Genomic DNA, 25,100 nt, shown 5'->3' with positions numbered 1-25,100 from the left:
CAGGCTCTATCCCTTATTAAACAAGCTGTTTAGCCTTCTTGTCACCCGTTAAGATGAAATTCTCATGCGAACAATTGCCGAACCCGCAGGAGCTTCATTTATCTTTGTTTATGGCCCCAGTGGTGTTGGTAAAACAACTTTGCGACTCCGCGTTGAGCAGAAATTAACAGAACTAGCATTACCTAAACTGGAAAGCGATTTCCTTCGGGATAGCTTCGCTTCACGCGGTCGTGTTCCTGTTGTTGGTGTTGAGGCTGTAGCTCCAGAATCGAGAAACTTCAACTGGAAAGATTACTACACACGCGCTTTAATTGCCTTAGAAGAACCCTTGATCGATCACAAGTTTGATTACGGTGTGCGTGGTATCTCTCGCGATCAATTTGGCCAGATTAATGTTGAGTCGAAAGTAGTTGCACCTGCTCTACGCAGAGCTTTAGAAAATGCTCTCATCCATCGTCAGCCAGACGTATTTTTTGTAGATGAAGCACAACATTTTGGCAAGATGGCAAGCGGATACAAGCTACAAGATCAATTAGACTGCCTCAAATCTCTAGCAAATATGACAGGTATCTTACACTGTCTATTAGGAACATACGAACTACTGACATTCCGTAATTTGAGTGGTCAACTCTCACGTCGTAGCGTTGATATTCATTTTCGCCGTTATTGTGCTGATAGTCCAGAAGATGTACAGGCTTTTAAAAGTGTGTTATTAACTTTCCAACAGCAGATGCCACTTGCAGAAGCTCCAGATTTAGTTAGTCATTGGGAATATTTTTACGAACGTACGTTAGGATGTGTTGGCATACTAAAAAATTGGTTAACACGCGCTCTTAAAGATGCTCTCGATAGAGAAGCAGCAACTGTTATTCTCAAAGACTTACAAAAACGCGCTTGGTCGGTTGCTCAATGCCGGAGGATGTTCACAGAAATTCAAGAAGGCGAACGACAATTATCTGAAACAGAAGCAGATGTAAATAGTTTACGCTCTGCATTAAAACTTGGCGAAAAACCAATCGAGCCACCAGAAGAAACCCCAAAAACTACTCGTCCGCCAGGAAAGGTTGGCAAACGCAACCCTAAAAGAGATCCCATTGGAGTGCAGCAAGATGTTAGCTAGTGCATTAGAAACATACGCATCTTGGGATTTAAGAAAGGTAGCTATTCCATCTCGCAGTCGCTTGTATCGCCTAGAGCCTGTTGGTATTGGCACTCCATTAGTAGAAAGCTTAACTGGTTATATATCTCGACTAGCAGAAGCTCACTGTGTTAATCCAGGGGTGTTAATGGAGAAGGAACTCGCAACGCTCGTTAATAAAGAGTATGGGGGTGCTAATTTACACAGGATATATAATTACACTACCGCACTCAACGGTAGCGGTGTTATGGCAATGGACTTAGTTCAAGCTCTACAGAAATTAACACTCCGTGACGATTTAGGCTTTCTCACGTTACTAGCTTGGTACAAACTATTCCCTTCTAGAAATTTACTACGCCCCATTCGGGCTTGGTGTCCGAGTTGTTATCAAGAATGGTACGAGAAAAAACAATTAATTTATGAGCCTTTACTTTGGTCGCTAGATGTAGTAAAAGTATGCCCCTATCACCACCATCAATTAATTTTTCAGTGTCCTCATTGTCATCAAAAAAATACTACGCTGGCTTGGCGCTCGCGACCAGGATATTGTTCAAGATGTGGAGAATGGTTAGGACTGATTTTATCTCAAGAATCAGCCAATAGGAAAGTTTTGAAAAAAAATGAGCTAGAACAGAAAATATGGGCTGCTAAGGCTATTGGAGAATTAATTTCTGCTACTCCATATTTGAATGATGCTCTATCTTCTACTGCAATCGCTCTAACTCTATCTAAGTGGGTTGAGGAAATTGCAAAAGGAAATATAGCTGAATTTGCTCGTCAGATTAATATTCCTAGAAATACAGTTTGGCTCTGGTGTAAAGGTAAAAATTTACCTTCTCTTGAAGCACTGACAAATATTTGTTACTGTTTTGGAGTATCAATTTTAAGCTTTTTTACCGAAGAAACTAATAATTTATATCTGTCAAGGAAATTAGTAGCAACTGAAGTTAAAACTACATTAAGAAAAAGTAGTAAGCCATTTGATGCTGAGAAAGTCAAATTCCATCTAGAAGCGTTACTCACAAATGATGAGTCTCCTCCTTTATCTATGGAGGCGGTTGCTAGGCAGCTAGAAGTTAATAGAAGAACGATTTACAAACATTTTCCAGATTTATGTCGTGCTATCTCTGCCAGGTATACCAGCTATCAGAAAGATTGCCATAAGAAAATAATAGAGGAATGCTGCCAGGAAGTGCGACTAGTTGCCTTTGATCTACATAATCAGGGTAAATATCCAACTGAATCTGCTGTTTCAGAGCTAATTTCCAAACCAGGGTACTTCCGATACAAAAAAGTTAGATTAGCCCTTAGAGAAGCGAATCGTGAACTTGAGTTATGAAGCTTAAAAATTACTCAGAAAATTGGAACCATAACTTTGCCGCCGCTTACTGGAAGCATAAGCTTGCCGTTGCGGCAAAGTTATGGGTAAAGTCACAACAATTTACGTCAAGCTGTACTAGGAATAATATGGAGCTAAGCGGATTCGAACCGCTGACCCCCTCAATGCCATTGAGATGCGCTACCAACTGCGCTATAGCCCCAGGTTTCTTATTTTATAAAGCTTTTCAGCTATTTATTACTTCTTGGCAGAAGTTATCATGTTTTCTGATTATATGGCAGTCTATGTCAATTTTGCACAGAAAAATTGTTAATTTATGTAAATAAAGTATATCTTTGACGAAGCAGCAGCTACACACTGCTGCCCAAACAATTCAACAGAAATTAGCCACTCACTTGAGCGATGACTGTGCGGTGACGAGGGGTATTTCTAGTGATGGTGGGAACTTGGAAACCAGCCTCAACTAAAGCTTGCTCAATATCTAAAGCAAAATATTCATCTAAATAAGGTTCTGTACTTTTGAGCAGTGTCAAAATGTAGGGGGGCATTTTCTTGTAGATTTCCGATTGGGGATTCATGTCCATAATTGCCAAATGACCACCCGGACACAACACACGCCGCATTTCTGCAAAAATCTTGCGGGTGACTGACTGGGGTAATTCGTGGCACATCAAGAAAATGGAAACTAAATTAAATGAAGCATCTGGTAACCCAGTAGATTCAGCTGCGGCATGAAGCCAATTAATATTAGCTTGACGCTGTTGGGCGCGGTAGTTGGCAACAGCTAAAAAGTAAGGCGATAAATCTAAACCTGTAATCTGGGATTGAGAATACACTTCTTGCAGAGCAAAAGTACTCAAACCTACACCGCAAGCCAAATCTAGAATATCTTGTGGTGGATGGGGAATTTGTGCTGTGAGGATATTGTGGTAACTTTGACGCAGTTGAGCATCTCCTTTTGCTCCAGCATTCGGCCAAATTCCGGCATGGACAGTATTTGCAGCCACTTCTAACTCAAAAGCCGCCTGCCAACTGAGATTGCCATGTTCGTAAGCATGGAATGGCCGCAGGTAATATTCCGGGTAGGAAATTTGCGGATTTTGAACTTGAGCCAATTCTTGCGTCCAATCGCGCGCCTGTAATTTTCGTACTTCTTTTGTCCAAGGCACGCCAATTCTTTCAGCGCGTTTAATCATCATTTGTCTAGCTTGATGCTTGGCTAAGTTGGCTAAAGGTTTAATAGCCAGTATGCCATTGACCAAACGGGAGGCTAATCCAGGAGCAGTGGTTACAGCAGCAGTCATAAATCAGTTTGCATTTAACGGCCTTCTTTACTTATGACACAATTACCGCAAGCTAGTCTAGAAGCCAATTACATTGCTTAACGGCATTCTAGTTTTCTGCATAACATTGACTGCCAAAACTGACTGGAAAATTTAACTTTTGTATTCCGGCTCAAGTTAGATGTTTCTTGGGCTATAAGATTTGTAATATTCCGATAACTTGGCTAAATCCGGCTCAACTGATTGAGACACAAGCTAAGTAATGTTTAAAAAAACTCAAAAAATTTTTGATAATCAAGTATGGCCAGAGCAAGAAGAAGAGCCAACGGCTTTTTAAGAGATTTTAAAGAATTTGCCCTCCAAGGCAACGTCATGGACTTAGCGATCGCAGTTATTATTGGTGCTGCCTTTGGTCGGATTGTCACTTCCTTTGTGGAGGATGTGATTATGCCATTGATCAACCCTTTGGTTGCTGTCACAGGGCAAGACTGGAGAACAATTACGGTGGGGCCAGGAATCAAAATTGGTAGTTTTCTCGGCTCTATTCTTGACTTTATCATCATTGCCTTGATTATTTTCTTAGCCGTGCGCGCCTTACAAAGATTCAAAAGACAAGAAGAAGTTGTAGAAGAAACTGCACCCCCAGATGCCAATTTAGTAGCGCAGGAAAGACTAACTGGGGCATTGGATAGGCTGACTGAGACTTTGGAATCTCGTGATACTAGGGTTTTATAGGGACTGGGGGCCCCTCTGGATAAGGGGCATTGGGCATTGGGCATTGGGCATTGGGGAAAAAAAGAAAAAAGATTATGGTAATCACCGCAAGTTTCTCCCCTGCACCCGTGTCTCTTCCCCACTTCCCTACTTCCCTACTTAACTGTCTTCGGTTTCAACGCCAACAACATCTCTAATTGACTTGTAGATTTGTTAGGGCTGGTAACTGTAACGCCAAGGCCACGAATGGAACTCAGGACTGTGTTGGCCTGGGATGGTAGCGGTTGTCTTTGCGCTACAAAGCGATTAACTAGGGATGCAGTTTTGTCCACATCTATGTAGAAGTAGCCAGCATTGGGTGTTTGCAGTGAACCAGTTACAGCTTTGAAGTTGTCGCTACTATCAAGTTTGGCAGTATTGGTAGAGGCGATCGCTTCGGCTACAGAACCACCAAGTGCTAAAAATACGGTATTTTGATCTAGCCAACCGTGGGATAGTAAAGCGCCTTGTCGAGGAATTTGCCATTCTGTTACGTCTTTACCGCCGATATTGCGTTTGCTGATACTAAGTTGTTGGGTTTTAGCAAGGTTATCTAATTTACTTAAGGTAGCTGCGGCAGTTTGGCGATCGCTTGTTTGAAATACTAATGCACCACCAAAACCTAAACTCGCTGATATACCTTGATTAGATGGCATCGCACCAAAGGCAAATTCCTGATCCATCCACCCGAACACGTCTTTATCTAGATCAATATTGACAAACTTGAGTTGCCCGCGCACCTGTTGCACTATTTGGTTAAATTCTGGATAATCTTTAGACTCTTCTATTATGGTTGTCCAACTACGGCTGATGCCGTTACCAGTAATTAAAGCAAAGGTATCTGAGGGTAATTGTTTGACTATGTTTGCTGGAGTTGTTTGATACTCAAACTTATTTAGTTGTGGATCTAAGTTGGCGATCGCTTTCATCCGCAAGCCTTGATCATCAACCCCAACAAGCGCCACTACGGATTTTATTTGTTTTAACTGTGCCAAACTTTGTGGAGGCAGTTGGCTGGATTGGGGATTCGCCGCTACCAATTTTTGTACCATGCCTGCATAGTCTGGTATATAAACTTGGGCGAGAATGTTCTGCACATCTGCATTGGCAGTGAGAATCGCATTTGCACCTTCTTGATTGGCAAAAGATGGCTGTCCTTTGAAGGTGTCAATGGCATTTTCTACAGCTTGCCTTTCTGGAGCTACTACTAAGTGGTTATTGTTTAAAACAGCACTGTATGTTGGTCTACTATTGCCCGTAGTTTCTGTAATTGTTTCACCTTTGTAATTAGATTCCTGAACTTTGACGCCTTTTTGTGATTTTAATTTATTGGCAAAACTCAAAGCGTTAAGTTTATCTTTGATCCCTACCACCATCAAGATATTTGGTTCTGGCTGTCTCTGTGGCGAAGAATTAGGCTGACTCGACTGTGCAAGTTTGGTGGGATTTGCTGGTAGCACAGCCAGCATGACACCACCCACCCAAGGCTGAATATCTTGTTCGTAGGAAATGTTAGCTGCACTAAAATCTTGCTTAAAATCTTCCAAACCTTTTGCCAGTAGCTTTTGTAATTCTGGAGTGCCAAATTGATCTAATTTTGCCCAGGCTTGGGGGTCAGTGGTAATGTAAGTGGCCATCAATGCTGTGGAAGGTACTAATTTAGCACTACCAAGAGCGCCTGAACTATCCCCAGATGGCCCTTTAAAATACATATAAGCAGCTACACCTCCTACCACTAATACAGTGGCACCAATAGCAGGAATTAATACATTTGACTTACGTTCAGGCATTATTACTGTCCTCTTTTATGCAAATTGTCACCGAGGTGAGATGAAATGTCATGTTTAAATCCTCGGAATTGTTAGTAATATTCCCGAATTTGTCAGTAAATACTGATAAAGTTAACAATTAGTCATTGGTCACTGAGAATAACCTCTATTTTTGTCTACCCTCTTTACCCTGAACCCTACACCCTACACCCCTGCTTCCTCTTTTCCAGCTATTCTGATTGATAGTGGCAAGCTATCCTAAACTATAGGAAGACTTAGGAGTATTTGTACTCAATAGGAATTGAACCAGATGTAAGAAAATTTTTACCCCATGATCAAAAGGCACACAACATCAGCACAACAAATTCATTAGGAAAAGAATAAATATAGTTTTCTTTTCCTACCGCATCCAGAAATTTTTATCTCCAAATAGCCTTTTTCATGGGGACAATCAACCAGATAGCTTAATTTTTGGGAATACATCTAGCCAGACTCTTCAAGATTAAAAGGTCAGTAAGCATCCATGTCTCAGCTTTATTTTGATACAGAGAATAACAAACACAAATCTTTTGAGTTACCAGGTGCAAAACCTCACTACAATCCCGATCGCCCTGGACAAGTAGAGCATATTTTTCTCGATCTCAATTTGGATATTCCTCGCCAAAGTTACCACGGTACTTGCAGTATTCGCCTATTGCCCATCCGTAATGGTATTGACCGTTTGACTTTGGATGCTGTGAATCTGAATATTGGCTCTGTCACGGTAGACGAGGTAACGCAGAATTTTGACTACAATGGCGAACAGCTGTTTATTCAACTGTCTCAACCAACGCAGATTGGCCAGCATTTGTTGATAGCGATCGCCTACTCAGTAGAAAAGCCCCAACGTGGTATCTATTTTATTCAACCAGACAAGCACTACCCCAACAAACCCACCCAAGTTTGGACTCAAGGCGAAGACGAAGACTCTCGTTTCTGGTTTCCCTGCTTTGATTACCCAGGCCAATTGTCTACTTCGGAAATTCGCGTCCGTGTTCCTAAAGACTTAATAGCTATTTCCAACGGTGAATTAGTTGATACTAAAAAAGATGGCGATTACAAAATCTACCATTGGTCACAACAGCAAATTCATCCCACTTATTTAATGACCCTAGCGGTGGGAGACTTTGCCGAAATTCGTGATGAATGGCAAGGTAAACCCGTCACCTACTACGTAGAAAAAAACCGCAAAGAAGATGCTAAACGTAGTATGGGCAAAACTCCCCGCATGATGGAGTTTTTAAGCGAGAAGTATGGTTATCCCTATTCTTTCCCCAAATACGCCCAAGTTTGTGTGGATGACTTCATCTTTGGGGGGATGGAAAATACTTCTACAACACTGTTAACAGATCGATGCTTGCTAGATGAACGCGCCACCTTAGATAACCGTGGCACAGAAAGTTTAGTTGTCCACGAATTAGCACACCAGTGGTTTGGTGATTTGCTAGTAATTAAACATTGGTCTCATGCTTGGATCAAAGAAGGTATGGCTTCCTATTCTGAGGTCATGTGGACAGAACAGGAATATGGCGATCAAGATGCTGCATACTATCGGTTATTAGAAGCGAGAAGTTACCTCAGCGAAGACAGCAGCCGTTACCGCCGACCAATGGTAACCCATGTTTACCGAGAAGCCATTGAACTATATGACCGCCATATCTACGAAAAAGGATCTTGTGTGTATCACATGATCCGGGCGGAATTAGGAGAAGAATTGTTTTGGCAGGCAATACAAACCTTTGTCCAGGATAATGCCCATAAAACTGTAGAAACAATAGACTTACTCCGGGCAATTGAAAAAGCAACTGGGCGTAATTTGGCTTTTCTGTTTGACCAGTATGTTTATCGTGGCGGTCATCCCGACTTTAAAGTGGCTTACTCTTGGGATGGAGAGGCTAATTTAGCGAAAGTGACAGTCACTCAAACCCAAGCAAAAAACAACGATAGTAAAGATTTATTTGACCTGAAAATCCCCATTGGTTTTGGCTACTCCCAAAAGGATGAATCTGCACAACTACAAACTTTCACTGTGCGGGTACATGAACGCGAACAAAGCTTTTACTTCCCCTTGACAGAAAAGCCCCAATTTATCAGCTTTGATGTGGGCAATCATTTCCTGAAAACTGTGACTTTAGAATATCCAGTTCCCGAATTAAAAGCACAGTTAGAATTTGACCCAGACCCCATTTCTCGCATCTATGCAGCGCAAGCTTTAGCTAAAAAAGGTGGATTAGAAGCCACCAAAGCATTATCGGCTGCACTGAAAAATGATTCATTTTGGGGTGTACAAGTTGAAGTAGCCAAACAACTAGCAGACATCAAGTTAAATCAAGCCTTTGATGGGTTAGTGACTGGTTTGCAAGACCAAAATGCTTTTGTGCGACGTGCTGTAGTAGAAGCACTGGCGCAAATCAAGACTCATGAAAGCTACAAGGCCGTAAAAGACTTAGTAAAAAATGGTGATCCCAGTTACTACGTAGAAGCCGCTGCTTGTCGTGCGATTGGATCAATCGCATCTGCTAACTTGAATGAAAAACCCAAAGAAGAAAAAGTTGTTAAGCTACTGCAATCCGTTTTAGAAGAAAAAGCCGGTTGGAATGAAGTAGTCCGTAGTGGTGCAGTCGGTGGTTTAGCGGAACTCAAAACCTCAGAAGATGCTGTCAATCTGTTGCTAGAATATAGCCAAATTGGTACACCACAACCGTTGCGTTTAGCGACAATCCGGGCATTAGGCAAAATTTCTGTAGGTCAAAGTCAGGCAAACGTCGAACGGATTTTAGACAAATTAGCAGAACTAGCCAAAGAAACCTTCTTTTTAACCCAAGTAGCCGTAGTTATAGCCTTGGGACAAATGGAAACCCCCAAAGCCATCAGGATTTTGCGATCGCTTGCTGATCAAACACCAGATGGGCGTGTCCGTCGCTATGCTGAGGAAGAAATTACCAAGGTACAAAAGAATGTAGGTACAGACAATGCCCTACGTCAGTTACGAGAAGAACTCGACCAACTCAAACAACAAAACCAAGAACTAAAAAGCCGCTTAGAAAATTTAGAAGCAAAATCCACTAATAATTAGGGAGTGGGGAGTGGGTAGCTGACAGGTGTAGGTTTTCTTCCTCATCTTCCTCATTTTCCCAATCCCCATTGCCCAGTACCCAATCCCCTCATATGTCTGAAAAGCGTCAAGCTATTTCCTTATCTGATTTGTTGCTAATTGTTGCCACCTTATTTTTGGTAATCATCCTGTGGCAATTACGGAGTTTATTAGTAACTTTAATGATTGCGGTAGTGTTGGCAGCTGCGATCGCGCCCCTGGTTAACGCAGCCGAAAAATTACGGATTCCTCGTTGGCTGGGCGTAATTGTGGTGTACATTAGCTTAATTGCCGGATTAATTGGTGCAGGTTTGATTATTGGCCCATCTGTTTCTGAGCAAATTCAGCGATTAGCCAGTAGATTACCGATTTATTTAGATAATTTGTGGATAGCAGCGGAAAACTTAGCTTTGCGAATGGGAATTACTCAGGTAGAGTCAATAGAGCAATTCTTTGATATTCAATCGCTGACTAATTGGTTATTTCGTTCTAGTCAGCAGCTAGTTGTGCGTTCTTTCGGCTTTACTCGCGGCTTTATTGGCGGGGTAGTCAACCTGGTTTTAGCTTTGGTAATGTCCGCCTATATGGTGGCTGGTAGTAAAAACTTAATTCAAGGTTTAGTCAGACTATTTCCCCAACCTTGGGATGAACGCCTAGCCGCCCAAGTAACACCCATTTCTCGCCGCATGGGAGGTTACATTCAAGGTCGAGTATTGGTTTCGGCTATTTTAGGTGTTGTAATTACAGTAGGTTTACGGATTTTAGGATTATCAGAATTTGCCTTAGCGTTGGGCGTAATTGCTGGTTTTACGAATTTAATTCCCTTTGTCGGCCCAGTATTAGGTGCAGTCCCAGCGTTAATTGTGGCTATTCCTCAAGGTGGATTGACTTTCTTGTGGGTATTGCTGTTATTTGTCTTAATTCAGAACTTAGAAACTTATGTGCTTGATCCGTTATTAGTCGGTTCTTCAGTACGAGTTCGTCCGTTGTATCAACTTTTAGCTGTGCTAGGAGGAACACAAGTTTTAGGAATTATCGGCGCTGTGATTGTCCCGCCTTGGGTAGCTGGTGTAGCAGTCTTGTTAGAAAATCTTTATTTGCAACCCAAGTTATTGGCTGAAGGAAAAACCACTATCTACGAAATTCCCATAAATGCCGACAACCAAACCTTGTCAGATTCAGGTAAACTGTCGGCTGGTGTCTCTAAATTGCCAGAAAAGTAACTCTGACTTTTGTAGAAAAACGGGAAAACTAGTAATAGACTTCTATATTGGCGCTCATGGTGCGATCGCGGACATAATGCTTTTGACTAGTAATCGCTACCGCCCTTATTTTCTCACATTAGAACTCATAGCCCCAAAATATTAAACATTAAATAGCCGATGACACAAAAAAAAGCCCTAATCACCGGACTAACCGGACAAGATGGTTCTTATCTTGCTGAACTTCTTTTAACAAAAGGTTACCAAGTACACGGATTAGTCCGTCGTTCTAGCACCAGCAACCTAGAACGTATTAGTCACCTTTCCGGTATTCAAATTGTCCCTGGTGATCTGCTAGATCAATGTTCCTTAATGGACGTAATTACAGATTCGCAACCTGATGAAATCTATAACCTTGCATCTCAAAGCTACGTTCCCCTATCTTGGACTCAACCAGCCCTCACCGCCGAATACACAGCCCTTGGTGTTTCCCGTCTTTTAGAATCAATCCGTCGCTGCAAACCGGATGCTAAATTTTACCAAGCCTCTAGTAGTGAAGTTTTTGGTCAACCTGACGAATCACCACAAACTGAACGCACCGCTTTCCGTCCACGTAACCCCTATGGTGTTGCTAAAGCTTACGCCCACTGGATGACTGTCAACTATCGCCAAAAGTACAATCTTTACGGTTGCTGCGGTATTACCTACACTCACGAATCACCCCGACGCGGTATAGAATTTGTATTTCGCAAAATTACCCACGCAGCCGCCCAAATCAAACTCGGTTTGGCAAATGAATTAAAATTAGGTAATTTAGATGCTCGTCGTGATTGGTGCTACGCCAAAGATGCTGTGTATGCTATGTGGATGATGTTGCAGCAAGAGCAACCAGATGATTACATTATTGCTAGTGGCGAAACTCATTCGGTCAAAGAACTTGTGGAGTGTGCTTTCAACTGCGTTGGTCTAAATTGGCAAGATTATGTTTTAGTAGACCCGGCATTTTACCGTCCTGATGAACCAGTACAGTTAGTTGGTTCTATTGATAAAATTAAAACTGATTTAGGTTGGCAACCTCAACATTCTTTTGAGCAAATGGTTGAATTAATGGTTGATTATGACCTCAAGAAATTAAGCAACGCTGGAAGTTAAACTTGCTGATGTTAAAAATTGTAGTTGATGCCACCCCCATAGATCCAAAACCAAGTGGGGTTGGCTTTTATGTTGCTAACTTAATATATGCCCTCGATGCACTACAAGCAGATGAAAATTTTCAGTTAGGAATTGTCTATCAACCAGGTTTAAAAAATTGGTTGCAAAGAAACTTGAGTTTTCCTGATTTTTTAAAACAGTATTCTCATAAATATGTCCTACCCCTACCTGTAAGAATATCAGATTTATTATTAGCTTTATCTTGGCAACCTAGTTTATCTTATTTTGAAAAATATTTAGGTTCACCAAATATATTACATGGAACTAATTACTCAGTTTATCCCTGTAATCATAGCTTGAAGGTAATGAATATATATGACTTGACTTTTATTAAATATCCTCAATATATAGACTCAGTTGTCAAAACTTATACAGAAAGAGTCAAGCGCTGCCTACAATGGACAGATTTAGTGTTAACAATTTCCGAAAGCTCTAAAAAAGATATTGTTGAATATTTGCAAGTAGAACCAGAAAAAATATATGTTACTCCTCTAGCTAGTCGTTACCATGTAGATGATTTATCTACGAAAACATGGGAAAATTTAGAATATCAAAGTAATTTTAATTTTACTAAACCATATTTATTGTTTGTCAGCACCATAGAACCTCGGAAAAATATTAATGCTATCATTACAGCCTTTAATTTCTTAAAAGAGAAATATAAAATTGAGCATGATTTAATATTAATTGGTAAAAAAGGATGGAATTACGAACCGATATTTACAGCTATTGAAAATTCGCCTTGGAAAAAGCAAATTCATCATCTTGACTACTTATCGAATGAATTAGTCGCATTATTTTACTCAAAAGCTGATGTTTTTGTTTATCCCTCTCATTATGAAGGCTTCGGTCTACCTGTACTAGAAGCAATGACTTTAGGCGCACCAGTGGTGACAGCAAATACATCGTCAATTCCAGAAGTGACAGGCGATGCAGCGATACTAATTGACCCCAATGATGCCATGCAATTAGCTGAGGCGATTTTGCAAGTAATTAGTGATGCTCAGTTACGTCAAGATTTAATTAATAAAGGCAGAGAAAGAGCCAAATTATTTTCCTGGTCAAGAACGGCAAAAGAAACATTAAAGGCTTATAGAAGTATTATTTAATGAAAATATCAAATAATTTTGACTCTCATCAATTAATTATTAATTTATCCATTCTCTTATCACAACCAACAGGCATCAGTAACTATGCCAGCAATATTTTTCCTTATTTAAAATCTCTGGAACCTACTTTATTAACAGCGCAAAATAGCTCTGAATTTAAATGCTATCCAATCCCCAATAATCTGACTCCGGCTCAAGGCACAAAAGGACATTTGCGGCGCTTAATTTGGACACAGTTGCAACTACCACAAATCTATAAACAACTGAAATCTCGGCTGTTATTTTCTCCTCTACCGGAAGCGCCCCTTAATAGTAACTGCCGTTTTGTTGTCATGTCTCACGACTTAATACCATTACGCTTTCCTAAACGCTTTTCGCCGTTAATACCATACCATCGCTACTATATTCCCCAAGTCTTGGAACAAGCGCAACACATTATCTGCAATTCCCAAGCCACAGCACAGGACATCATCGACTTTTACCAAATTCCCGCTAGCAAAATTACCCCCATTCCCCTAGCTTACGATCGCCTGCATTTTCGCCCCTCCAAAGAAACATGGTCACATAACCAGCGTTATTTTCTCTACCTGGGCCGACATGACCCTTATAAGAACCTACATCGACTGATTACGGCTTTTGCTGGACTCTCAAATCAGAGTGAATACGAACTATGGTTAGCAGGCCCCATTGATCCGCGTCATACACCAGTTTTACAGACACAGGTGGCAGAATTGGGGATAACTCATCAAGTGAAGTTCCTTAATTATGTACCTTACAGCGCATTGCCAAAAATTATTTATGGTGCGATCGCTCTAGTTTTTCCTAGTCTGTGGGAGGGTTTTGGTTTCCCAGTTCTCGAAGCAATGGCTTGTGGAACACCAGTAATTACTTCTAATGTTTCTTCTCTTCCAGAAGTGGCTGGTGATGCAGCAATTTTAATTAATCCCCATAACCCCGCAGAAATTACCGACGCTATGCAGATGATAGCTGATGATTTAGAGCTGCGATCGCACCTTTCCACCCAAGGTATAAATCGAGCCAATCAATTTAGTTGGGAAAAAACCGGACTGGCTACCGCCGAAGTTTTATCACGCTATTTATGAATGTTAGTCTAAAGTTATCTTCCTCAAGCCTTCACTAATAAATTCTATGGTTGTGCAAACTCCCCCTCGCCAATATTCTATAGAAGAATACCTTGCACATGAAGAAACTGCCGAGTATCGCAGCGAATACCGTGATGGAGAAATTGTACCAATGACAGGAGGCTCGATTAATCACAATCAAATTATTGTCAACTTAGTAATTGCTTTGGGACTTGCTCTCAGAGAACAAGATTACCTTGTTTACACTAGCGACCTCCGCCTATGGATTCCTCGATACCGAGAATACACATATCCTGATATTCTCATCATCAAAGATGAAGCCATCTTCCAAGAAGGACGCACAGACACAGTGCTAAATCCCAGCATTATTTTTGAGGTACTTTCTAAATCCACTAGTAGTAGAGATAGAGGAGATAAATTTACTTATTACCGTTCCATTCCTGAATTTCAAGAATATATCTTAATTGACCAATATCAACTTCATGTTGAGCAATTCAGCAAAACTCCAGAAGGTAACTGGCTATTTAAAGAATCTGACGATGAAGATGGAATTTTAACCTTAGCTGCCGCAAACAGCCAAATTCCCCATCGCCAGATTTACAAGAAAGTAAAATTTGAAACTCAACCCCAATAACTATTTACTAAAACATTCATAATTACGAATTACGAACTTGTACTGAGCGACTTGCCTTGAGCGAAGTCGAAAAGAGCCGAAGAATTACGAATTACGGAGTTCCCACCGCTCCAGAGTAAACTAAACCCCGTTGCAGATCCAGCGTCAAAATAGCTCCATCACGAATTACTTTTGTTGCTGTTTTCACACCTACAATCACAGGCACACCGAGACGCAACGCAATGACCGCCGCGTGACTTGTAAGACTTTCATCTTCGGTAATAATCCCGCCGGCTTTACGAATCGCCTCGACAAAATCGGCATCAGTACGGGGTGCTACTAAAATTTCTCCAGGGTTAAAATTACTCACATCCATGCCAGTGTGAGCCACTCTAGCACGACCACTTACTGAACCTTGCCCCAAACCAATACCCTGACCGAGTACGGCTGTCACCACTTCAACCTTCACCAAATCCGTGGAACCAGAGACACCTTGGAGTGTGCCGGCAGTCATGACTACCAAATCACCCTCGAACAAAAAGTTATGCTCTTGAGCCACATTAATAGCAGCTTGAAATGTCTGCCCAGTAGAAGGTAGCCCTAGCACCAACAACGGCTTTACTCCCCAGACCATCTGTAGCTGCCGGGCCACATTCACATGGGGTGTCACTGCCAAAATAGGTGTGTGGGGACGGAACTTAGAAACATTACGAGCTGTTGCCCCTGTTTGCGTCAGAGTCATAATTGCTGCTGCGCCCAGTTGTTCAGCAATTTGCCCGACGGCTTGACTAATGGCATTAGGAATAGAACGTCTATCATCTCTGTGTGGGCGTACTGCTGGATGATCTACTTCTTCTTGTTCCATGCGTTCGGCAATTCGTGCCATTGTCGCCACTGCTTCTACTGGGTAGTTACCCACAGCAGTTTCATTAGACAGCATCACGGCATCTGTGCCATCTAAAATTGCGTTGGCTACGTCTGACACTTCTGCACGAGTGGGACGAGGATTACTCACCATGCTGTCTAGCATCTGGGTAGCGGTGATGATGGGAATCCCCATGCGATTTGCTGTGGCAATTAGTCGCTTTTGCAGTACAGGTACATCCTCAGCAGGTAGTTCTACACCCAAGTCACCTCTAGCAACCATCACGCCATCACATAAAGCCAGAACTTCTTCCATTTGTTCAATGGCTTCATGCTTTTCAATTTTGGCAATGACTGGTACCTGTTTGCCGGTGCTAGAAATTAGCTCTTTAATTTCGATCATGTCCTGGGGGTTGCGGACAAAGGAAAGTGCTACCCAGTCTACGCCTTGATCTAGACCAAACATCAGATCCTCTCGGTCTTTGTCGGTCATGGCTTTAATCGACAGGTAAACACCGGGAAAGTTGACACCCTTGTTATTAGATAACTTACCTGGCACCGTGACGCGGCAATGTAAATCGCCTTTATCACGGTTAATTTCCTCCACCACCATTTCTACTCGCCCATCGTCGAGGAGGATTTTGGCACCTACTGGGACTTCATCAGCCAAATAATCGTAGGTTACACAGCTAATTTCTTGTGACCCGATAACTGGGCGATTTGTCAAGGTGAAGCGATCGCCTTTCGCCAAAACTATAGACCCATTTTCAAACCGACCCAAGCGAATTTTTGGCCCTTGCAAATCTTGGAGAATTGCCACGGGCTGATTTAGTTCAAAGGCGGTTTGCCGAATTAAGCGAATACTACGCTGATGGTCGGCATGAGTACCGTGGGAGAAGTTTAGCCGCAGTGTCGTTGCACCCGCTTCAATAATTGCCTTAAGAATTTCTGGGCTGCTAGTAGCGGGACCAATCGTAGCAACAATTTTTGTTCGGCGTAGAGAATCTCTTAATTGCATAGGGCTGGTTCTAATGGGCTATCTCTTTCTCAAGAGTCATACTAAATTAAGGGGCATTGCAGTTTCAGTCACTGCTATATCCATTACAAGAAAGGCAGCGGACGAATGTGGCTGTGGGAGTAACTTTGATCCGAAATTATTTATTTTTTCTCCTTCATCACTCCCAGGAGTTGTGGGATAGAGTAAATATCGTACACCAATCTTGGTTTCATCCCCCCTCAGGGAGATTTTTTTAAATTAACTCTTTGGTAGCTGGGTGGCACACCCTACGGCTCAGTAAAAACTTAGCTCTCGTCTGGAATCATAGCGCTATTCATCTACCAATCAGCAAGAATGAAAATAAATCTTGCTAAACAAAAGCTTACAAAAGTTTATTATTCCCTCATCTTTATCGTATATTCGTAATGATTAATGAAGTAAGGAACATGAATTAAATAACATGCAAGTCTAGTTTTTGACCTCACCCCGTCTTTGACTTGCGTCAAAGTCTCCCCTCTCCTTGGTAAGGAGAGGGGTTGGGGGTGAGGTTCTATATTTTATTAAATGTACATTACTAAGGAGTTAAGAATGCTCACATTGGAGGCACAGAAGTCACTGAAAGTCCCGCCGAAGGAATTTTTAGCGCCTCCTGGTGATTTCAATCCCACAATGCTGCTGTTTTTCGCGGCGGTGGCCATGCTGGTGTTTTCTAATTGTGGTTACTGGCTATGGCAATGGCCCGACTGGCTGTGCTTTAGCATCAATACTCTGGCTTTGCATTGTTCTGGCACCGTGATTCATGATGCTTGTCATCAATCTGCCCATCGTAACCGCATGATTAATGCCATGTTAGGTCATGGCAGCGCTTTGATTTTAGCTTTTGCCTTCCCCGTTTTTACGCGGGTACATTTACAGCATCATTCCCATGTGAACCACCCGAAAGATGATCCAGATCATTATGTGTCTACAGGTGGGCCTTTGTGGTTGATTGCTGTACGCTTTTTGTACCATGAAGTATTTTTCTTTCAGCGGCAACTGTGGCGTAAATATGAATTATGGGAATGGTTTATTAGCCGCTTGATTGTGGTTTCTATTGTTTATATTTCCGTTCAATATCACTTTTTAGGCTATATTCTCAATTTTTGGTTTATCCCAGCGTTTTTGGTGGGCATAACCTTGGGATTATTTTTTGATTATTTACCACATCGTCCTTTTGTGGAACGCGATCGCTGGAAAAATGCCCGTGTTTATCCTGGCAAACTGCTGAATATCTTAATTTTGGGTCAGAATTACCATTTAATACATCATTTGTGGCCTTCGATTCCTTGGTATAATTACCAGCCTGCTTACTATAAGATGAAGCCGCTTTTAGATGAAAAGGGAAGTCCTCAAACATCGGGTTTATTAAATAAAAAAGACTTTTTTGAATTTGTTTATGACATTTTTTTAGGAATAAGATTTCACCGTCATGAGGAATAATCGTTACCACTAAACAGCCAAGAACTTTTGAATCACATCCTGGCTAAGTTCGTCGGTGGAACCAGAGGCGACAATCCCACCTTTTTGCATGGCGTAATAGTAATCGGCTTGACGGACAAAGTGTAAATGTTGTTCTACTAATAAGACAGAAATACCTGTGGTTTCGACGATGCGACGCACTGCGGCTTCAATTTCCAAGATGATTGAGGGTTGAATACCTTCGGTGGGTTCATCTAAGACGAGTAATTGGGGTTGTCCCATTAAAGCACGGGCGATCGCTAGTTGTTGTTGTTGTCCTCCACTTAAATCGCCACCTCTGCGGGATAACATTGTTTTGAGGACGGGAAATAAATCAAAAATTTCTGGGGGAATTTCGGCTTTTTTGCTGGGTTTACGTCTGGCTTCTAAGCCTAGTAGTAGGTTTTCTTTGACTGATAAACGGGGGATGATTTCTCTTCCTTGGGGAACATAACCAATTCCCATTTTTGCCCTTTGGTCGGGCGATTTTTTGTTGATTAATTCGCCAGCTAGGTTAATTGTGCCACTGCGGGGGGAGAGTAAGCCCATGATTGTTTTGAGTAGGGTGGTTTTACCTACGCCGTTGCGTCCAATTAGGCAGATCATTTGTCCGGGTGGGACGCTTAAGTCTACGTTTCGCAGAATATGGCTTTCACCGTAGTAGACGTTGAGGTTGGCAATTTTTAGCATTTTTGGTCTGTGGAATGGTGGTTGATTTACTCACGCAAAGGCAAGCCAGTGCGTTGGGCGGGTTCCCCGACTTGTAGCAACTGGCGCGCAAAGGCGCAGAGAGTTAAAAAGAGATTTTTTTCATCTATTCCTGTTGTCCTAGATATACTTCAATGACGCGGGGGTCGTTTTGGATTTCGGAAAAGTTGCCTTCACACAGTACTGAACCTTCATGAAGGACTGTGACTTGGCGGGCAATTTGTCGGACAAATTCCATGTCATGCTCAATTACTAAAATTGAGTGATTTTGGGCTAGTGTTAATAAGAGTTCGCCGATGTTGTAGGTTTCTTCGTCTGTTAATCCGGCTACTGGTTCATCTACTAGTAGTAGGTCGGGGGACTGGGCAACTAACATACCAATTTCTAATCTTTGCTTTTCGCCGTGGGATAGTAAGGCTGCGGGAATGTCTGCTTTGGGTGTTAAACCGACTGTTTCTAATAATCCTTTAATATTGTTTTTTTCGCTAGGTTGAGAAGCTTTAAATAAAGTTGAAAAAACGTTTTTATGATGGTTGCTGGTAATTTCTAGATTTTCCTGGGGAGTTAAGTTTAAGTAAATTCTGGGTGTTTGGAATTTTCGCCCAATTCCTAACCGGGCAATTTGATGTTCTGATAAGGAACGCAGATTTTTACCTTTGAATAAAACTCTACCAACTGTTGGTTGTACTTTGCCTGTAATCACATCCAAAAATGTGGTTTTGCCTGCACCATTGGGGCCAATTACTACCCGCAATTCTCCCACATCCATGCTGAAGTTAAGTTGGTTTATCGCTTTAAAACCATCAAAGCTGACAGTGACGTTTTCAGTTTCTAAAATTTTGGCTTTCATGTTGCACTTCGGGATCTTCTTCCAAGGTGGGATATGTGGCAATTTGTTGACGGCGGTGGAAAAAAGACATTTTTTGACTTTGCAACCATCCCATGATGCCGTCAGGTAGGACTGTCACAACAATTAAAAAAAGTGCGCCCTGGAAAAATAACCAAATTTCGGCAAATTGTTCGCTTAAAAAGGTGCGGGCGTAATTGACTAATAAAGTGCCGACAATTGCCCCGGTTAATGTAGCACGTCCCCCCACTGCTACCCAAATGACCATTTCAATGGAAAAAGCAATGTCCATTGACCTGGGTGATACGGAACCACTTTGGAGGGTATAAAATGCCCCTGCAACGCCTGCGATCGCACCGGAAACTGCAAACACCAAAACCTTGAACTCTGTAGGGTTATAGCCGGAAAATCTCACTCGGCTTTCATCATCACGAATGGCTATTAATAATCTGCCAAAGCGTCCACTTGTCAACCAGCGACAAATTCCGTAGGTGGCGGCGAGAAACACTACTGTCAAGGTGTAGAAAATTAACTGCGTGTTGGCATCACTGACTGTAACCCCAAACAAAGTTCTAAAACCTGTGAGTCCGTTTGTACCGTTGAATAGCTGTTGTTGACCATTAAAGAAGTTGAAAAATATAATCACTGCGGCTTGAGTGAGTATAGAAAAGTACACTCCTTTCAGGCGATTCCGAAATACTAAATAACCCAATAATCCTGCCAGTAAACCGGGAATCACCACCACAGCAAGCGTTGCTACAGGAAAAGAATAAAAAGGTTGCCAAAACCAAGGTAATTCGGTAACACCGTACAACCCCATAAAATCAGGCAACTCACCAGGGGGAACTTGCAGTTTCAGGTACATAGCGATCGCATACCCACCCAAACCAAAAAAAATCCCGTGTCCTAAACTCAACAATCCGGTGTAACCCCAAATCAAATCCAGACCCAAAGCCACAATCGCCAGCGACAAAAACCGCCCCAATAAATTCAACCGAAACTCTGACAGCACAACTGGCATCATCAAAATCAGGATCAGTGCGATCGCCACTACCACCCCAACCTCAATTAAAATTAACCGTCCTCCTTTCTTCCTCATTCTCTGCGTCCTCTGTGTCTCCGTGGTTCAAACATCAACAGTACGACCCTTCTGAGGAAAAATCCCCCCAGGCTTCCACTGTAAAAACGCGATAATTAGTGCAAACACCATCACCTTTGCCATACTGGTTGTCGCAAAGAAATTGAAAAAATCTACCAAAGGCTGAATCGGAGACAACAAAAAAGCCAGAGTCCCAGAACCAATTAAAAAATTCACCGTACCAATTCCCAAAGCCGCGACAATAGTACCTGCCAAATTACCCACACCACCGACAACCACCACCATAAAGGTATCGATAATGTAATTTTGTCCAGTATTTGGCCCTACCGAACCGAGTAAACTAATGGCGCAACCAGCTACACCAGCCAATCCCGAACCCAGCGCAAAAGTGATAGCATCAACTTTTTGAGTAGGGATTCCTAAACAAGCACTCATACTCCGATTTTGCGTCACAGCCCGGATTCTTAAGCCCCAATTAGAACGCTGTAAAAATAAATAAATTCCGGCGACACAAATTATTGTCAAAGCAATAATAAATAATCGAGCAAACGGCAATTGAACCCCACCCAAAGATATCCCCTCTTGCAACCAAGTAGGAGCCGTGACATCTACATTTTGAGCGCCAAACCAAGGTTGAGTTAGTGTTTGTTGTGTGCCTAATAAATTTCCTGTGGCGATACTTATTCCTAGAGACAAAAACAATAACACTGACACCATCCAATTACGCACCCTCGCCAAATTTGGGCGAGAATTTAAAATCCGTAAACCTCCAAAAAATAACAAACCAAATACAGCAATCCCAATTACCAACAACCAATTCACGCTGCGAACAAACTGTTGAAAAATTAAACTCACACCCCACGTGGCTAATAAAGTTTCTAACGGTCGCCCATAGAGATAACGAATTACACTTTTTTCTAAAATTAGCCCTACTACAGCAGTGAATAAAAAAGCAATAATCAAAGCCAAAAATATATATAAATCGAACCACACTCCGCCCAACTGTTTGCAAACATTTTGCACCACAAAAGTTGCATAAGCCCCAAACATCATCAATTCGCCATGCGCCATATTAATGACGCCCATCAACCCAAAAATAATGGCTAGTCCCAAGGCAGCAATTAACAATACTGACCCAATACTAATTCCATTAAATACCGCTTCCAAAAACCCTATCAACACCTATCAATTCCTCACAAATATGCATTCAAACCAGTAACTCGTAATCCCAATTACGAATTACGAATTACGAATTACGAATTACGAATTAAACCTGTTTATACTTACCACCTTTAGCTGGATCTGACCAATCACAACTAAATCCCTTAGTTTCATTCACAAATTGATTCCAAGGAACAGGCTCAACTGGTGCAGGAGTAGCATAGACAATATCAAATAAACCATCTCCTCGGACTTGACCAATTCTCACAATTTTAGAAATGTGATGATTAGCGCTCATTGTTACTTTACCTTCTGGCGCATCTATCGTTTGACCGTAGGCCGCAGCGCGCACTTTATCTAAATCAGTTGTCCCAGCCTTTTCTACTGCTTGTTTCCACAAATAAACTGCAATGTATCCTGCTTCCATTGGGTCGTTGATTACCCGCTCTGCACCATACTCGTTTTTGAAAGCTTCTACAAACTTTTTGTTAGCAGGTGTGTCTACTGTTTGAAAGTAATTCCAAGCAGCATAATGACCTTGGAGATACTCAACACCAATAGCTTTAACTTCTTCTTCTGCAATACTTACCGACATCGAAGGATATTTATCTGGTGTTAATCCAGCACCCCGCAATTGTTTGAAAAATGCAACGTTACTATCACCATTGAGAGTGTTGTAAATTACGCCGCCGTTGGGTAAATTTTGCCGAATTTTCGAGATAATTGGTGTAACTTCAACGTTACCTAATGGTAAATAATCCTCACCAACTGTTTTGCCACCTAATGCCTCTAGTTGGGCTTTAATAATGGTGTTAGCCGTGCGGGGAAAAACATAATCGGAACCAACTAAAAAGAATTCTTTGCCTTTATTTTTTAACATCCAGTCAACAGATGGTTCAATTTGTTGATTTGGAGCAGCACCAGTATAGAAAATGTTTTTAGAACATTCTTGACCTTCGTACTGTACTGGATACCAGAGCATATGATCTTTGCTCTCAAATACTGGCTTTACATTCTTGCGACTAGCAGAAGTCCAACAACCAAAAATGACAGCAGTCTGATCTTGATCAATTAACTTGGTGGCTTTTTCTCTAAAGGTATCCCAGTTAGAAGCGCCATCTTCAGTAATCGCTTCAATTTGTTTACCTAAGACACCACCAGCCGCGTTAATTTCTTTAATTGCTAATCTTTCAGCATCAACAACACTTCTTTCACTAATGGCCATTGTGCCGCTGAGGGAGTGCAAAATGCCTACTTTGATAGTGTCACCAGCAGTGGCGGTTGTAGAAGCACCCCCTGGACTGTTTGTGGCGGTTGGGGTGTCATTTGTACAAGCCTTTAATAAAATGCTGCTACCGATAGTTGCAGAACTGTAAACTAAAAACTTCCGTCTGTTAATTTTTCTACTCATATCTTGATAAATTTGCGTTTGTATGAATCAGCTAAATCATCAAAGGCTGACAAGATTAATCTTTAAATTGTGATATTAGTGCGATATTTTACTATTAAAAAGTTATCTGTTATACAAAACTTGGTATTGCATAATAAAAAGTTAATCTTTACTTAATGCTGAGATGGTGAAGATTGGTAAAAACTGCCAAATAAAAAATAACCAACTGCAAAGTGATATCATTCACAGTCGGCTACCTGTGTCATATATTGCCACATACACTGATTTTTATGGAGTTAAGATAAGCAAAAAAACCTATAAAAATACAAGGGTGCGTTATGAATAATAGTTCTACCGCACCAAAAATTTGGGATAGTGCGTTACTATACAGCATAAAACACCCTAAATAACTGAGTTTCTTAATTACGTAGAGCCTTCCTCTCTAGCTGCGCTTACTGCGTAAAACGCCTTAGGCGGCTATTAAGAATTACTTGTAGCCAGTGGTTGAGAGATATTCGCCACAGGATTTTGATCAAGAATTGGCTGGCGGGTTTTGAGATCGAATTTATAACCGTGGGGTAATATATGCAGTTTCGCTCCAAAAATCGCCAATGGCTCATCTTTCAAAATCTCATCCATATTATTATGTGTAGAGTCTGATTCATCAACAATTGTGACTGAACCTTCTCCAATGATTTCTACTTGATGATCAGTGACTACCATAGCGGTATTCTCATCAATGCCAAATCCTAACACAGCAGGTTCTTGGATTAATGCTGCCATTAAGCGTCCTATGCGTCCACGCTGGGAAAAATGCTGATCGATGACTACTCCTGGAAGAAACCCTAAACCTGGGCCCATTTCTACGACTTCAATTCTGGCGTTGGTCTGGGAGTCACCTTCTACAATCATTTTATCTGGCATTACCGCAGCACCGGCACTAGTCCCGGCAACAACTACCCCCTCAGAGAAGCGTTTGTGAATAGCTGTATCTATTTCTGTGTCTTTGATAATACTGGTGATTCTAGATTGGTCTCCTCCAGTAAAAAATATCCCTGTAGCTTGAGCGATCGCTTGTAAAGCTGTAGATGATGATGCATCATCACGGGTTTCTGTGTCAATGATGCGAGCTTCTTCTGCTCCTAATCCCTCGAATACTCTAATGTAGTTCTCTCCCACATCTCTTGGTAGCTCTGTAGCCGCAGTCATAATGACAATCTTGGACTTGATACCTCCTGAGCGCCGCACAAAATCTCGCAAAATCAGACAATCTCCCTCTTTATCTTCAGCTCCCCCAATGATTACTAGCTGTCTTTTGCTGGTATCGTCCATGATTCCGACTCCTGATATCAGTTAATTAATTTAACTAAAGCATGACAATTAGCTCCGTAAAATCATCCATTTGACAGATACAATCGAGTCTGTAAGATGGAAAGATTTGTAAGTAGTTTTTGTTGATAAATAAACTACTTTTTGTTAGCCAAAATTCGATCAATAACAAATAAAATTCTTGAACATAAAGATGGTGCATTGTCTAGCAATACACCCTGTCATTATCGATGAATTTATTTCTGTCCTTACCTTGAGGACTGGGTTAAATTCATAAAATTATGAATCCTTTAAGGGAAGTTTAACCAATACCTTTTCTGTACAGCAAGTTCATTAAGAAAAAACGTGCTTGCTCTAGTGAGATATGTCTAGGTTTACCCTGATATACAATTTGGTATTCATCACTATTTGGCCCATCTCCATGACCAGAAATTAGCTTAAGGTGGAAGGCTTCCTCAGCTAGTTGACGAACTTCATCCCTAAGAGTGGCCTGTGTGCTGTTCATGACTAAATTTATTTTTTTCATAAATCTATATTCTAATTAGTTTATTCAT

The 25,100-nt window shown here is 41.5% G+C and carries 20 protein-coding genes and 1 tRNA gene; 10 read left to right on the top strand and 11 right to left on the bottom strand.

Translation table 11 applies throughout. The features are described from left to right. Positions 1-64 precede the first annotated feature (64 nt). A complete protein-coding gene (locus ACM0OS_RS17500; RefSeq protein WP_414544473.1) occupies positions 65-1,120 on the top strand; it encodes an ATP-binding protein in 1,056 nt (351 codons plus the stop codon). After that, complete coding sequence (locus ACM0OS_RS17495; RefSeq protein WP_414544472.1) at positions 1,110-2,477, top strand: TniQ family protein; 1,368 nt, start codon at positions 1,110-1,112, stop codon at positions 2,475-2,477. The genes ACM0OS_RS17500 and ACM0OS_RS17495 overlap by 11 nt, the downstream gene beginning before the upstream one ends. Positions 2,478-2,606: 129 nt before the next feature. Here the strand turns inward: ACM0OS_RS17495 and ACM0OS_RS17490 are convergent. Further along, a tRNA-Ala gene (locus ACM0OS_RS17490) sits at positions 2,607-2,679 on the bottom strand. Positions 2,680-2,860: 181 nt separating this feature from the next. Next, the gene (locus ACM0OS_RS17485; protein WP_414544471.1) at positions 2,861-3,781 is read right to left on the bottom strand and encodes a class I SAM-dependent methyltransferase; all 921 of its coding nucleotides are present in this window, start codon (positions 3,779-3,781) and stop codon (positions 2,861-2,863) included. Positions 3,782-4,060: 279 nt separating this feature from the next. On the opposite strand from ACM0OS_RS17485, the gene mscL reads away from it, so the two are divergent. Next, on the top strand, positions 4,061-4,495 hold the full coding sequence (mscL, locus tag ACM0OS_RS17480) for a large conductance mechanosensitive channel protein MscL (RefSeq protein ID WP_414544470.1): 435 nt from the start codon (positions 4,061-4,063) through the stop codon (positions 4,493-4,495). 134 nt (positions 4,496-4,629) lie between these two features. Here mscL and ACM0OS_RS17475 read toward each other — a convergent pair whose 3' ends face one another. Continuing rightward, positions 4,630-6,303, bottom strand: a complete 1,674-nt coding sequence (locus ACM0OS_RS17475; RefSeq protein WP_414544469.1) for a DUF3352 domain-containing protein — start codon at positions 6,301-6,303, stop codon at positions 4,630-4,632. A gap of 502 nt (positions 6,304-6,805) precedes the next feature. On the opposite strand from ACM0OS_RS17475, the gene ACM0OS_RS17470 reads away from it, so the two are divergent. The 6 genes from ACM0OS_RS17470 (at position 6,806) to ACM0OS_RS17445 (ending at position 14,675) form a co-directional block, all read left to right on the top strand. Further along, positions 6,806-9,397, top strand: a complete 2,592-nt coding sequence (locus ACM0OS_RS17470; RefSeq protein WP_414544468.1) for a M1 family aminopeptidase — start codon at positions 6,806-6,808, stop codon at positions 9,395-9,397. Between the two features lie 92 nt (positions 9,398-9,489). After that, positions 9,490-10,638: an AI-2E family transporter gene (locus ACM0OS_RS17465; RefSeq protein ID WP_414544467.1), complete on the top strand. Its 1,149-nt coding sequence runs from the start codon at positions 9,490-9,492 to the stop codon at positions 10,636-10,638. Positions 10,639-10,797: 159 nt separating this feature from the next. Then, positions 10,798-11,769 (top strand): GDP-mannose 4,6-dehydratase, encoded by a 972-nt coding sequence (locus tag ACM0OS_RS17460; RefSeq protein WP_414544466.1) that lies wholly within the window; start codon positions 10,798-10,800, stop codon positions 11,767-11,769. Between the two features lie 8 nt (positions 11,770-11,777). Next, positions 11,778-12,938, top strand: coding sequence for a glycosyltransferase family 4 protein (locus ACM0OS_RS17455; RefSeq protein WP_414544465.1), 1,161 nt, complete (start codon positions 11,778-11,780; stop codon positions 12,936-12,938). Then, positions 12,938-14,041, top strand: a complete 1,104-nt coding sequence (locus tag ACM0OS_RS17450; RefSeq protein ID WP_414544464.1) for a glycosyltransferase family 4 protein — start codon at positions 12,938-12,940, stop codon at positions 14,039-14,041. Before ACM0OS_RS17455 ends, ACM0OS_RS17450 begins: the two co-directional genes overlap by 1 nt. Positions 14,042-14,087: 46 nt before the next feature. Continuing rightward, positions 14,088-14,675 carry a Uma2 family endonuclease gene (locus tag ACM0OS_RS17445; protein WP_414544463.1) on the top strand — a complete coding sequence of 196 codons (588 nt, stop codon included), beginning with the start codon at positions 14,088-14,090 and terminating at the stop codon, positions 14,673-14,675. A gap of 91 nt (positions 14,676-14,766) precedes the next feature. Here ACM0OS_RS17445 and pyk read toward each other — a convergent pair whose 3' ends face one another. Next, positions 14,767-16,536, bottom strand: coding sequence for a pyruvate kinase (pyk, locus tag ACM0OS_RS17440; protein ID WP_414544462.1), 1,770 nt, complete (start codon positions 16,534-16,536; stop codon positions 14,767-14,769). A 567-nt stretch (positions 16,537-17,103) separates the two neighbouring features. Between pyk and crtR the strand changes: the two genes are divergently transcribed. Further along, the gene (gene crtR / locus ACM0OS_RS17435; protein ID WP_414544461.1) at positions 17,104-17,994 is read left to right on the top strand and encodes a beta-carotene hydroxylase; all 891 of its coding nucleotides are present in this window, start codon (positions 17,104-17,106) and stop codon (positions 17,992-17,994) included. Positions 17,995-18,003: 9 nt separating this feature from the next. Here the strand turns inward: crtR and urtE are convergent, their stop codons facing one another. From urtE to ACM0OS_RS17400, 7 genes are all read right to left on the bottom strand, one after another. Then, complete coding sequence (gene urtE / locus ACM0OS_RS17430) at positions 18,004-18,702, bottom strand: urea ABC transporter ATP-binding subunit UrtE (protein ID WP_414544460.1); 699 nt, start codon at positions 18,700-18,702, stop codon at positions 18,004-18,006. A 124-nt stretch (positions 18,703-18,826) separates the two neighbouring features. Then, positions 18,827-19,570, bottom strand: coding sequence for an urea ABC transporter ATP-binding protein UrtD (gene urtD, locus ACM0OS_RS17425; protein WP_414544459.1), 744 nt, complete (start codon positions 19,568-19,570; stop codon positions 18,827-18,829). Beyond that, a complete protein-coding gene (gene urtC / locus ACM0OS_RS17420; RefSeq protein WP_414544458.1) occupies positions 19,545-20,666 on the bottom strand; it encodes an urea ABC transporter permease subunit UrtC in 1,122 nt (373 codons plus the stop codon). The genes urtD and urtC overlap by 26 nt, the downstream gene beginning before the upstream one ends. 27 nt (positions 20,667-20,693) lie before the next feature. After that, positions 20,694-21,848: an ABC transporter permease subunit gene (locus ACM0OS_RS17415; RefSeq protein ID WP_414544457.1), complete on the bottom strand. Its 1,155-nt coding sequence runs from the start codon at positions 21,846-21,848 to the stop codon at positions 20,694-20,696. Between the two features lie 85 nt (positions 21,849-21,933). Then, a complete protein-coding gene (urtA, locus tag ACM0OS_RS17410) occupies positions 21,934-23,238 on the bottom strand; it encodes an urea ABC transporter substrate-binding protein (protein ID WP_414544456.1) in 1,305 nt (434 codons plus the stop codon). A gap of 459 nt (positions 23,239-23,697) precedes the next feature. Further along, a complete protein-coding gene (locus ACM0OS_RS17405; RefSeq protein ID WP_414544455.1) occupies positions 23,698-24,549 on the bottom strand; it encodes a cyanophycinase in 852 nt (283 codons plus the stop codon). A gap of 298 nt (positions 24,550-24,847) precedes the next feature. Next, positions 24,848-25,051 (bottom strand): hypothetical protein, encoded by a 204-nt coding sequence (locus ACM0OS_RS17400; protein ID WP_414544454.1) that lies wholly within the window; start codon positions 25,049-25,051, stop codon positions 24,848-24,850. Positions 25,052-25,100: the final 49 nt, after the last annotated feature.

The organism is Nostoc sp. CCY0012, assembly GCF_963920855.1.
Taxonomy (GTDB): Bacteria; Cyanobacteriota; Cyanobacteriia; order Cyanobacteriales; family Nostocaceae; genus Cyanocohniella.
Note: the sequence above shows the minus strand (reverse complement) of the source record. Positions and strands in the feature narration are given on the sequence as shown.